Source organism: Schwartzia succinivorans DSM 10502 (assembly GCF_900129225.1).
In the GTDB taxonomy this organism is placed as follows: Bacteria; Bacillota; Negativicutes; order Selenomonadales; family Selenomonadaceae; genus Schwartzia; species Schwartzia succinivorans.
Window position 1 is genome coordinate 29,230 of the sequence record NZ_FQUG01000007.1, and the last position, 12,537, is coordinate 41,766.

The 12,537-nt window shown below is 45.7% G+C and carries 11 protein-coding genes; 5 read left to right on the forward strand and 6 right to left on the reverse strand.

The features are described 5' to 3' along the window. Positions 1-47 precede the first annotated feature (47 nt). Positions 48-1,331 (reverse strand): zinc-ribbon domain-containing protein, encoded by a 1,284-nt coding sequence (locus BUA83_RS09100; RefSeq protein WP_072935938.1) that lies wholly within the window; start codon positions 1,329-1,331, stop codon positions 48-50. Positions 1,332-1,545: 214 nt separating this feature from the next. Here BUA83_RS09100 and BUA83_RS09105 point away from each other — a divergent pair, with 214 nt between their 5' ends. From BUA83_RS09105 to BUA83_RS09120, 4 genes are all read left to right on the forward strand, one after another. After that, positions 1,546-2,097, forward strand: a complete 552-nt coding sequence (locus BUA83_RS09105) for a LemA family protein (protein WP_072935939.1) — start codon at positions 1,546-1,548, stop codon at positions 2,095-2,097. Between the two features lie 12 nt (positions 2,098-2,109). After that, positions 2,110-2,907: a TPM domain-containing protein gene (locus tag BUA83_RS09110; protein ID WP_072935940.1), complete on the forward strand. Its 798-nt coding sequence runs from the start codon at positions 2,110-2,112 to the stop codon at positions 2,905-2,907. Positions 2,908-2,919: 12 nt separating this feature from the next. Continuing rightward, a complete protein-coding gene (locus BUA83_RS09115) occupies positions 2,920-3,798 on the forward strand; it encodes a TPM domain-containing protein (RefSeq protein ID WP_072935941.1) in 879 nt (292 codons plus the stop codon). A gap of 405 nt (positions 3,799-4,203) precedes the next feature. Beyond that, the gene (locus BUA83_RS09120; protein ID WP_072935942.1) at positions 4,204-5,481 is read left to right on the forward strand and encodes an ATP-binding protein; all 1,278 of its coding nucleotides are present in this window, start codon (positions 4,204-4,206) and stop codon (positions 5,479-5,481) included. An 80-nt stretch (positions 5,482-5,561) separates the two neighbouring features. Here BUA83_RS09120 and BUA83_RS09125 read toward each other — a convergent pair whose 3' ends face one another. Both BUA83_RS09125 and BUA83_RS09130 read right to left on the reverse strand, forming a co-directional pair. Further along, the gene (locus tag BUA83_RS09125; RefSeq protein WP_144340526.1) at positions 5,562-6,518 is read right to left on the reverse strand and encodes a hypothetical protein; all 957 of its coding nucleotides are present in this window, start codon (positions 6,516-6,518) and stop codon (positions 5,562-5,564) included. Between the two features lie 14 nt (positions 6,519-6,532). Next, the gene (locus BUA83_RS09130) at positions 6,533-8,044 is read right to left on the reverse strand and encodes an MBOAT family O-acyltransferase (protein ID WP_234988310.1); all 1,512 of its coding nucleotides are present in this window, start codon (positions 8,042-8,044) and stop codon (positions 6,533-6,535) included. Positions 8,045-8,126: 82 nt separating this feature from the next. On the opposite strand from BUA83_RS09130, the gene BUA83_RS09135 reads away from it, so the two are divergent. Next, positions 8,127-8,459, forward strand: coding sequence for a helix-turn-helix domain-containing protein (locus BUA83_RS09135; protein ID WP_072935945.1), 333 nt, complete (start codon positions 8,127-8,129; stop codon positions 8,457-8,459). Positions 8,460-8,539: 80 nt separating this feature from the next. Here the strand turns inward: BUA83_RS09135 and BUA83_RS09140 are convergent, their stop codons facing one another. From BUA83_RS09140 to BUA83_RS09150, 3 genes are all read right to left on the reverse strand, one after another. Then, entirely contained in the window at positions 8,540-10,195 is a 1,656-nt protein-coding gene (locus BUA83_RS09140; RefSeq protein WP_072935946.1) for an ABC transporter permease, read from the reverse strand. After that, on the reverse strand, positions 10,192-11,310 hold the full coding sequence (locus tag BUA83_RS09145; RefSeq protein WP_072935947.1) for an ABC transporter ATP-binding protein: 1,119 nt from the start codon (positions 11,308-11,310) through the stop codon (positions 10,192-10,194). Before BUA83_RS09145 ends, BUA83_RS09140 begins: the two co-directional genes overlap by 4 nt. Positions 11,311-11,391: 81 nt before the next feature. Beyond that, positions 11,392-12,435: an extracellular solute-binding protein gene (locus BUA83_RS09150; protein WP_072935948.1), complete on the reverse strand. Its 1,044-nt coding sequence runs from the start codon at positions 12,433-12,435 to the stop codon at positions 11,392-11,394. Positions 12,436-12,537 lie beyond the last annotated feature (102 nt).

Sequence of the window (12,537 nt, forward strand, 5' to 3'; positions counted from 1 at the left end):
CAATATTGCAGTCAAAATGCTGCACCGTAAATTAATGTCTTAAAATTCTACACATATTCCCAACCATACCCACCAGCCTGGGCCCTTTTATTTTTGCAAACTGACGAGATATTGCTATTGCTTATCCGCATTTGCCTAGAAGCCTCAGATATCGACGGAAATATTTTCATTACATTCCCCGTTTTTGGATCAAGCATTTTTACTGCTTTTCGATTAACATCAATAACTTTTTTCACCCCACATTTCGGACATCCCGTTGGATGCTTGCCTGTTCTGTGCCCTACCACAGACCTATAAATATTTCCGCACTTTTTACATATCCATACAGCCTTGTAATCAGAACCAGGTTTTACCTTATCAGGAGTAACTGTTCCGTTAAGGTGCGGATGCCATTCGGCCGCAACATCAGGATATAACTCCTGCAAAGAACCACTGCGTAATTTAGTCATATATGCACGAATTTCTCGTTCATCACGTTCTATATTTATATCCACATCTGAATAGACCTGCCTTATATCCTTTCTTGTCCATATATTACAGGAAGGATCAATTCTATCCAAAAGGACGCGAATCCCCCGTGCCAAATATTTATGTTCATATAATGGTTCCGGCAACGAAAGGGTTTCATCCGCTATTAAAAAACTTTCCTCCGACGACTTTTCCATTACACGCAAAAGATAAATTCCATTTTCCTTGCATATTGCATACTTTTTCTGTTCCCGCTTTCTTTTATCCTTTTTGTGCCATGCCTCGCCATCATATTCAATTCCTAACTTGATTGAAGGAATATAAATATCTATCTCCATACCATTTGTAAAGATTTCGGTATAACGGCTAATCGCATCAGGGAACACTTTCTTTATGTAGTAAAAAAAGGCTTGTTCCGCAAATGAAGTCTGTCTGCCGGAATTGCATTTAGGACAGCATGTACCATTAACTCCGGAACGATGATTAATTGTTGCGGAATAGCTGTGCCCTTCAGGACACAGCCAATAAACACGCTTTGAAGTTCCATAGAGGACTTTATCCGGAGTCAAGTCCCCATTACGTTCATAATCCCATTCTTGAGCCAATTTCGGATGTGTGGTTGCAAGGTCATTGATTCCCGGGACTACTACCTTGCGAGCACAGCAAGGACAACCTCGCCCATTGTAACGATTGCTGATTTTTGCGCGCCATCTGTACCCGCACTTGTTACATTTCCAAAAAGCGTAAGTATTTGATTGTGAGCCTAGTTTGGTCGGGTCGATTCCAGCTTCTTTATTTTTTTCTTCGTCCCATTCATCAATAAGCCTCTGTACTTGGCTTACTGTTTCTTTTATCACACGCATAGAAAATCTCCGTTAACGATTTTATTGCTCTGCAAAATTCTTATCATTTCAACACACATTATATAATTTCGTTTCGCATTTAAAGTATACCTTTCTATATCAAAAAAAATCAACAAACCGCCCCATACATATCAATCGTGAATCCTATTGCGTGAGGTTCTTTGTTTCTGTATTATTAGATAAGAAAAATCAATTTTCAAACGGAGGTATCATCATGCGTATTCTCGGCGTAATTCTCGGTGTGCTGCTTCTAGTCGCAGGCTGCTTTGTCGGTATTTACAATTCGCTTAAGACAGCCCGCATCGACGTAGATGCACAGTACGGTCAGGTAGAAAACCAGATTCAGCGGCGCGCTGATTTGATTCCGAACCTTGTCAACACTGTCAAGGGCTACATGCAGTACGAGGAAAAAACCTTGAAGGAAGTCACGGAGGCCCGCACGAGAGTCATGGGCGCAGGCTCGCCGGAGGAAATGGCTGCTGCAAACGACCAGCTTTCCGGAGCACTCGGCCGCCTGATTGCGGTGGCTGAGAATTATCCCCAGCTCAAGTCCGATGCGCATTTCACTGAGCTTATGCGCGAAATCGCGGGCTCAGAAAACCGCATTGCTGTAGCGCGGCGCGACTACAATGACGCCATCAAGCGATACAACGTAAAAATCGAAACCTTCCCGGGCAACATGTTCGCAGGAATGATGGGCTATACACCGATGAAACAGTTCGCAGCAGAGGAAGCTGCACACGCTGTACCGCAGGTGAAGTTCTAAGGAATCCGCAGGATGAAAAAGATTGCCTTATTTCTTCTTTGTCTTGCCGCATGTCTGACGTTTTTCCTTCCTGCATGCCACGCAGCGCAGGCTCTTCCCCCTGCACCGACACAGGACATTTATCTTGTGGACAACGCAGTTATGGTGTCGCCCGAGGACAGGCAGACACTTCTTGCAGTCGGCAAAGAGCTTGACGAAAAAACCGGAGCGCAGATTGTCGTTGTTACGATGAATACGCTTGGCGGAGAAAATCTGGAGGACTACGCGAACCGACTGTTCCGCTCATGGGGAATCGGCAGAAGGGAGAAAAATAACGGTGTTCTGCTCCTGATTGCTAAGGAGGACAGAAAATTCCGTCTGGAGGTAGGCTACGGACTTGAGGGGGTCATTACCGACGGCTTTGCCGGTGAGGTTCTCGACGATATGAAGGTCTATTTCCGTGACGGGGATTATTCTCCTGCCATCGTCAAGGCTTATGGGAAGCTCGCGCGGAAAGCCTACGAAGCAGAAAACATGGAGGTTCCCAAAAGTGTGGAGGACGCAGAGGATGAGTTTCCTTTCTGGCTTGGGATTCTGTTTCTCGTCGTGCTCAGCGCTATCGCCCTTCTCCTGATTTTCTTTTTCTATCGGGTCATAATGGGAATTCTTCTTTGGGGACTTTATCTTTTGAGCTCAGGCTTTATTGACTGGCGGTACGACTTTGATCTGAGTTTCAAAGACTTCCTTGGTTTCGGAGGAGGCTCATCGGGCGGACGCGGTGGCTTTGGCGGCGGAAGCTCGGGTGGCGGCGGTTCTTCCGGCGGATGGTAAAAGGAGCAAACTATGAATATAAAAATAAAACGGCTTTTCTCTGTTTTTGTTTTTCTGTTCGCGTGGCTTACTGTGCTTCTGCCCTCGTGCAACGCGGCAGAGATTCCTCCCATGCCCACGCAGGATATTTATATCCAGGACAAAGCAAACATGGTCAGTGCGGAGGACAAGGCAAAAATTCTTGCCATGGGCAGAGCTCTCGACCAAGCGACACGGGCTCAGATAGCAGTGGTGACGATAGATTCACTGGACGGGGATAACCTTGAAGAATACGCTAATAAGCTCTTCCGCAACTGGGGCCTGGGCGACCAGAAGAAAAACAACGGTGTCCTGCTTCTCATTGCAAAGAATGACAGAAAGTTCCGCATCGAGGTTGGCTACGGCCTTGAGGGAACCATTACCGACGGCTATGCCGGTACGGTGCTTGATGGCATGAAAGCTCAGTTTCGGGCAGGAAACTACTCCCCCGCAATCCTCGCAGCCTACGGACAGCTTGTCCGAAAAGCATACTCAGCAGAGGGCCTGACCCCTCCTGCGGAAGTAGAAACGGCTGTGTCGGCGGCAAAAACAAAGCAAAACGTCGTAACCGAGGAAGATGTGGACGATATGTCATTTTGGGAATTAGCCGTGGGCGCCATAATCGGAATAGGCCTTATCGGGGTTCTCATCTGGTGCCTCTGGCAGATGTTCTATACGCTTCTCATGGGACTCAGCTACCTGCTCCTGCTTCTTTCCTCCGGCGCTATCGACTTTACGGATAAATTCCCCACCGGCGGCGGTGGCGGCAGTGGCGGATACTCCGGCGGCGGTCATTCCGGTGGCGGCCATCACTCCTCCGGCGGCGGTCACGGTGGCAGCTCCGGCGGTGGCGGTTCTTCCGGCGGCTGGTAACAAAATAAAAGACCTGAATGAATGCGAAAACTGCATTTGTTCAGGTCTTTTTGCGTTCATAATATAACTCGGCAAAAGATGTCCCCCACTTCTGCCCTAAAGGACTAGCTGCGCGTCGTAAGTGGGGGCTGGGACTAATAACAGGCGGTGAGCATATCTCTCCCGCCTCGCGCGACGCGAAGCTAGTGCCATTGGCAAAATGCCGCAGAGGAAAGTTTGCCTATGGCAAACTTTAATTGAAGGCATTATAATTAATCATTCGATGATTCAGGTTGATGGCAATTTTGAAATCTGATAAAATGATTTTAGTAAATTTGATAAAGTCACTTTTACGAATTTGATAAAATAAATTTAGCATATTTGATAAAATCGATACCATAAATTTGTGAAAACGAGGTGCGTAAAATGCAAAACAATGACTACCGCTCCAGAATTATCGACAGCATAATAAAAGACCATCTTGAAGCGTTCGGCGCTGTCTGCATTGAAGGACCGAAATGGTGTGGAAAGACATGGACTGCCATGCACAATTGCAACAGTCAGTTTATGCTGGGTGATTCAAAAGATAATTTTCAAAACCGTAAGCTGGCACAGCTTGATCCCGCTATGATTTTGAAGGGAGAAGCCCCACGACTCATTGATGAATGGCAGGAGGTTCCGAGTATTTGGGATGCTGTACGCTATGAAGTGGATAGTCGTCAGGCACAGGGGCAGTTCATTCTGACCGGCTCATCTACCCCGAAAAGAAAAGGCATAATGCACAGCGGTGCAGGGCGCATCGTTCCTCTCCGAATGCGTACAATGTCCCTATGGGAATCCGGCGATTCTGACGGGAAAGTATCTCTTCACTCCTTATTTACCGGAGACGTCGAGACACAGCTGACCGGAGACGTCGAGCTGAAAAAAATAGCGCAGCTCATTGTCCGCGGCGGCTGGCCCCAAAGTCTGACGGTTCCGAAGGAAAAATACCACCTTCTCCCCCAGGGTTATATTAACGCCATAATCGATGACGGCTCTAACCGCCTTGATGAAATAAAAAGAGACAGCTCAAAAATGATTCGCCTGCTGAAATCTTTGGCAAGAAACGAATCAACGACCGTATCAAACAAGACACTCAAAAAAGATATTATGGATGTTGATGGCATTGCTATAAGCGACCCCACCATTGCAGAATATCTGGATGTCTTTCGCAGATTGTATCTAATCGAAGACCAGCCACCTTTCAGCCCCGGTGTTCGTTCATCGGTACGAGTCAAGCAAAGCAGCAAGCGTCACCTGACCGACCCCTCCATTGCCTGCAGCCTGCTTGGGCTGAACGAAGAAGGCCTTATCAACGACCTTAATACAATGGGTTTCCTGTTTGAATCCATGTGCGAGCGCGACCTGTGGCTTTATGCTATGCCCCACGGTGGCAAGCTCTTCCATTATCAGGACTATCGTGAAAAAGAAATCGACGCGATTGTGGAAATGCCAAACGGCGACTGGGGCGCGTTCGAAATCAAACTGGGCGCCCATCAAATTGATTCCGCCGCAGAAAATCTTTTGAGCATCCGCGCCGATATTGCAAAAGAAGGCAAAGGAAAAGAACCAAAATTTCTCTGTGTCCTCTGTGGCTTAAGCAATGCCGCATATAAACGCGAAGATGGTGTATATGTTGTTCCCGTTACCTCGCTGAAACCGTAAAAAAAGATGTGACAAAGACTTTATTTTTGTCACATCTTTTTTATTACCTACCAAGCAACGACAACTGCCAAAAATACTTCTTAGCGATTAAGTTTTTCCTTCAGCAACCGAATAAGATAATCTGTGTGTATTCGCTTGCCTTCTTCGTTAAGGTGGTAACAGCTATCATAAAACAGCTCTGCATCATAGATGCAATCGTTGTAGTTTCCGAGAATTTCAACATCATTTTCACGATAAAAAGCTTCAATAGCATGTATTCTTCCCAAGTCCTTGTCCGAAAATTTCTTTTCGCCATGTAGCAAATTAGGCCATGCAGCATAAACAGTTATGTTACTTTGATGACAATAACTGATAAAATCTTCCAGTTCCTTTTGGGCATCACTCGATATTGAATCGTTAGGAAACATTTCTCCCATATATGTTGTCAAGTCTTTTTTCTTTGCTACAGGATTATAGGTCATATCCCCATTTTTATTGAGATATTTGCGGTCATAATGCTCATCATCTTCATTCTCTGCTAATATAATCCGCTTCCACGTTATCTTAATTAAAGTTTGTATATTCATCGATTTTATAAAAATAATCTTATCGACAAATGACATGTCGTAAAAAAAAGCAGGATCATAACCTGCTATATATGCAACATATCCCAAGGACGGGTTCATTTTATCATCGTCGTAAAAATCATATTCAAGCGGGAGAATAACGGTATCACCGCTGTGAATATATTTCTTTGCCCTATGAAAAATATAAAAATGAAGCGGCGCTGCTACACCATAGTTAACTGTAGGAATTCGAAATTCTTTTTCAATTTTTTCAGTGTCAACGCCAAAAAGAGTATTTGAACCGGAAATGAACATTATTTTAGGTGCGTTTATGGAATTTGCATACGAATCTTTGACCTGAAAAAAGCCATCACAATTGTATGTCGCCATATTAGGGTATCCTAAATTAGCAAAGAACAATAATGGTTTTGGTGCCAAACCTGCAATCATTGCTAAAGCAAAAATGATGATGTATCTCCGGTAAAAACTCACGTTTTATACGCCCCTTAAAATTGAAAATATAAAAATTCTGATTCGACATAACCCATAGAATGAAGTATTATTGCAAAAAGCATTCCCAACACCCCTGCCAACACCGTCATACGCCGCGGGTGTGATTGCATACGACTGATGAAAAGCTGTGGGTTAGGAAAGCACGCAAGAACCACGGTTAATACCACTAACAACGCCCCTGTATTCAACAGGCTGGAAGTAACTGTCCATTTGATAAACTGCACTCCATACTGACTAAGGAACGACAGATATTTCGCATAAAATCCACCATCTGGCAAGGCAATGTTATGCACATTCACCATTGCAGACAACACTGCCACAGCATCACCTACACTGTTCGCCCTAAAAAATACCCAGCACACGACAACACACATGAAAGTAAGTCCCCAATTAACCACACCAGGAAGATTTATTTTCAGTCTTCGCCAGCAGTGATTCACCATCAGGAAAACACCGTGAAGTCCACCCCATAAAATGAAAGTCCAGCCTGCCCCATGCCACAATCCAATAAGCAGCATACTGACAAAAAGATTCCGCATCTTCATGAACTCTCCGTCACGGTTGCCACCCATGGGAACATAAAGGTAATCCTTCACCCACTGCCCCAGAGTCATGTGCCATCGCCGCCAAAAATCAATCATGCTTTGCGCCTGATATGGTGAATTAAAGTTCACCGGAAATTTCAGATTAAACATCAGCCCCAATCCAATTGCCATTTCACTATAACCGGAGAAATCAAAATAGAGCTGAAAAGTATATGAGAGCGCCCCTATCCACGCCTCGAAAAATGTCAGGTTGTCAGCCATTGAAAATACTTTATTAACGATAGGCGCAAGATTGTCAGCAATCAAAACTTTTTTCGCCAATCCCATTACAAAAAGAGTCAGTCCCAACGCTACATTTTCAATATTGACGTGAAAAGTCTTTTCTGACGTGAACTGTGGAAGCATTTCCTTATGGCTGATGATTGGACCCGCAATAAGATGGGGAAAGATTGTCACAAATTCGCAATAGGTGAGAAAATCATGCTTTGCTGCTTCGTTCCGATACACGTCTACAAGATACGCTGACTGCGTGAAAGTAAAAAAAGAAATGCCAAGGGGCAGAATTATGTTTGGCAAATCAAATGCGTTCCCGCTAAGGTCATTGATTGTAGCGATGAAAAAATCCGTGTACTTAAAATATCCCAACAATGCAATATTGCCTGTTAATCCTATAATGAGCCATAATTTCTTTCGGCTTGTTTCTCCTATATTCTTCCCCATGAAATAGTTGAATAATATGGATGTAAAGAGCAACGGAACATAGCGAATATCCCAGTATCCGTAAAAGGTAAAAGATGCCGCTACCAGCAGCAAAGTCGCAGCTCGATGGCCCACATATCTTGCTGTGAGGAAAAACCCTGCAAATACAATAGGTAAGTAAACACAAATAAACGCATACGAGTTAAATAGCACAAACCCCACTCCCTGCAAATCAAATCCAGATTTAATTTTACAATCCATTTAGGATAATTTCAATATTATTATCCTAAATGGACAATTTATGACAACACTATCGTACTCTGATTACAGGGGGGAATGGTGCATGTTTGGTGAACGATTAAGAAACCTACGGGAACATCAGGAAATGTCTCAGGGCGAAGCCGCACAAAAGCTAGGCATTACACAAAATACTTATAGCCGTTATGAACGTGGCATTCGAGAACCTGATTATGAGACGCTGAAAAAGATTGCAAATTTCTATGACGTTTCCATAGATTATCTGCTTGGCAACGATGACCCGTCAATAGAAGAAGATTTAACAGATTTGGAAAACATACTGATGAACGGCAGATATACGATTTACGCACATTTCCCTACCGATGATGAACGGGAAACTCTCAGAGATTTTCTCCGCGTTCTGTATCGACGAAAATAACGTCATTTAAGCCCGAAAAAAGAGCCCGTTGCATTAGGCAAATTGCTTAATGCAACGGGCTCTTTTTTCAAATATTCACATCACACACTTATATCCTCGTTTTTCGTGAGCTTGAAGAACAGCAGCAGCGAAAGAATAGAGGTCAGTGTCAGAATCGTGGAGTACGCGGCAGCGTTGCCGAAGTTGCTGCGGATAACCTCCGCGTAAATCGCAACGGTCAGTGTACTTGTGGACTGTGTATAGAGGATAATCGAGGAGCTGAGCTCGCTGATAAGCGTTATCCAGCTCATGATTGCGCCTGCGAGAACACCCGGCAGCATCATGGGAACCATGACCTTGCGGAAGGAGGTGAACTCACTTGCGCCTAGGCTCACAGCAGCCTCCTCCACGCTTGGAGAAATCTGTCCTATGATGGCTGTACTGGAGCGTATGGTGTACGGCATACGGCGTATCGTCAGCGAAATTATGATGATAAGCGCCGTTCCCGAAAGGACGATAAGCCCTGAGTTGAAGCTGGAAAGGAGCGCGATACCAAGAACAGAACCCGGAATGATGTACGGGAACATGGTCAGAGTATCCAGAAGACTTGTAAGCATAGACGGCTTACGCACCGTGAGATAGGAAATCAAAATACCCAGTACGACAACGAATACGATGGCTGCCAAGCCGAAGGCATACGTGTTGAATATAGACGAATTATCCTTCGCGAAAAGAGTATTCTCATAATTCATCAGCGAGAAGCTGCCTGTATAGACCGCGCCTCCCACCGTTTCAAGGAACGATGTGAAGATAACCGTGAGCTGCGGAAGCATTGCGATAAAGCAGACGCCGTAAACGAAAAGATACGACGCAATTTTTTCCATTCCCTTTGCTTTTACAGGCTGCATAGGTTTAAGAGCTGTCATTGCATAGGAATAGTGCTTTGCCATCATGCGCTGCAGGAAGAACAGGAAAAGCGTAATCGCCACGACAATAACGCAGAGCGAAGCCGCGAAATGGTCGTCCGTGGATACCTCACCCATGAACTGGGTGTAAATGAGTACCGGGAAGGTCTTATAGCCCTCACCAATGAGCATTGGCGTACCGAAATCCGAGAACACGCGCATGAACACGAGAAGCGAGCCTGCAAGAAGTGACGGCATGACCAAGGGCAGTATAATCTGACGCACGCGGTCAAAAGCACCGCAGCCAAGGCTTTCAGCCGCTTCGTTAAGTGAGCTGTCCATATTTTTCAGCGCGCCCGACACGTACATATAAATCAGCGGGAAGGACTGCAGAGAGAATACCAAAACGATACCGGCAAAGCCGTAAATTCCGCCGAAGTGAATTCCGGGCAGCTGGTTAATAAGCTGCGTGATGAAGCCGTTTCGTCCCAAAAGCTGAATCCATGCGTACGCTCCGATAAACGGTGGCGAAAGGTACGAAATAACGATAAGAATATTTACGTATTTGCTGGCAGGAATCTTATAGCTGCGCAAAAGATATGCCATAGGAAGTCCGATAAGTGCTGCCAAAAGCGTTGAGCAGATTGTTACGCTGAAGCTGTTTACCAGAGTGCTCCAGTAGAATTTCCGCCCGAAGAACTTCGTAAAATAATCAAGCGTAAGCTGATGATTTACAGGGTCAACTACGCTCTGATACATGATAAGAAACAGCGGATATACGACGAACAGTACAAAGAAGCACAGAATGACGAGTGTAAACGCCATCCAGATGCTTGGCTTTTTCAGGCTCATGCCGGCTCACCATCCTCGTCATCCGCGATAAGTGTGCGGCTTCCGTCAGCGGTGAACACATTGATACGCTGCGGCAGAACACGGAGCTTTACCTTCGCTCCGTCAGGAAGGATTGCGTTTGCGTCCGACGGCGTAATGACCTCAACGTCCTTCCCGTCAGCGAGACGCATGAAGTAGTGCGTGGATATACCAAGGAATACCGAGCTGAGGACTGTAGCTTCGAGACCCTCTCCATCCTTTGCAACGGCAAACTCCTCAGGACGTACCGCAACCATAACAGGAGCGTTCTCCCATTCATCTCCGAGTATGGTGGTATCAATATTCGTCATTGCTTCGACATAGCCGCCAAAGTCTACGGCAGGCATTCCGTTTACCTTGGTCAGCTTTGCGTCAAAGAAGTTGGAAAGGCCGATAAAGTGGGATACAAAACGGTTATATGGGCGCTGATAAATATGCTTTGGCGTACCTACCTGCTGAATAACTCCGTCATTCATTACCGCAATACGGTCGGAAACGGCAAGGGCCTCCTCCTGGTCATGAGTAACATAGACCGTGGTAATTCCTACCTTCTGCTGAATAGATTTGATTGCGTTGCGCATTTCAACACGCAGCTTCGCGTCAAGATTGGACAGCGGCTCGTCCATCAGAAGCACCTGCGGATGGATGACTATTGCACGGGCCAAAGCCACACGCTGCTGCTGACCGCCTGAAAGCTGTGTCGGCATGCGGTCCTTCAGATGTCCTATTTTAACGACATCAAGGATTTCTTCAACCAGCTTTTTCTGCTCGTCCTTTGGAATATTTCTCTGCTTCAGGCCAAAAGCAACGTTGTCCGCAACGGAAAGATGGGGGAAAATCGCATAGTTTTGGAAAACCATACCCATGTTGCGCTTGTTGACAGGAATATCATTGATAACATTGCCGTCAACCGCGATAGTACCGCCCTCAATGGAGTTAAATCCGATAATCATGCGCAGAAGCGTTGTTTTGCCGCAGCCCGACGGGCCGAGCAGGGTGAAAAATTCTCCCGGTTTTATTGACAGGGACAGCCCTTTAATAACCGTATTATCCTGATATTTTTTTATTACATCAGAAATTTCGATGGAAACACTCATTTCTTTTTCCTTAACTCCTTCTCAATAAAAAACGCCGACACATAAAGTATCTCCCATGTGCCGGCGCTCTCGTTTTCTATCTTACATGGATTTTTCAAGGTGCTCCGTGAACATCTTGGTAAACTTGTCTTTGTTCTCCGATACCCATTTCTCATCGAATTTCGGAGCAATCTTGATTTTGTCAGCAGGTGTCATGTAATCTGCGAGCTTAGCACCCTGACGAAGCGGGCGCACCGTCAGCGTTGTGCCTACGAGGTTCTGAATCTTTTCAGACAGCATGTAGTCGATAAATTTCTTTGCGTTCTCAGGATGTTTGCAGTTCTTGATAATCTGAACGCTCTGCGGAGCATAAAGAGCGCCTTCCTTCGGGAAAACAACCTTTACGTGTGCGCCGCTCTTCACGAGAGAAGCCGCAGGATCCTCCCATGTAAGACCTACAGCATACTCACCGCCTGCTACGCCTTTATAAACCTGACTGGAGCTGTTGGACATCTTGCCCTGAAGCTGAGCGAGGAATTTATCCACATAGTTCCATGCGCCTTCGCTGAACGGCTCACCGTTGCCCATGTCATAGAGCATAACGACGAGGGACTGGAATGCCGAGGAAGAATTGACCGGGTCGCCGAAAGCAATCTTGCCCTTAAGAGCAGGATTCAAAAGATCGGCAAAGCCCTCAATCTTCATGTCCTTAGTCATATCCGTATTAACAATCATGACCGTCGGGTCAGAGAATGCCGGCGTGAAGAATTTCGTCGTGTTGCGGAATTCCGGCATCATGTTTTTGTCCTCAGGAGATACATATTCCTGGAAAAGATCCTTCTTGGATGCGAGCATAGCTTCGCTTCCTGCCCAGAGAATATCTCCAAGCGGGTTAGCCTTCTCCGACGCGACGCGCTTAACGACCTCGCCCGTGCCGGCTACGACTACATTTACCTTGATTCCCGTGTCTTTCTCAAAGTTCTGGATAACTGCATTGTTCAGGCTCTCACTGCGTGCTGTGTAAACTGTGAGCTCCTTGTCTCCGCCCTTTGGTGCATCTGCTTTTTTGTCTCCGCCGCCGCAGCCGCCCAAGAGCATTGCCAGAGCACAAAGGAGTGTCCCCAGCAAGAGGAATGATTTTTTCATTTTCCGTCGCCTCCGTTGTTTATTGATTATTCAATCAATCTCAATAATGAAATTATATCATTTCGTTTCGCTATCTTCAACCGCCATTTAGGGAAACCCCTA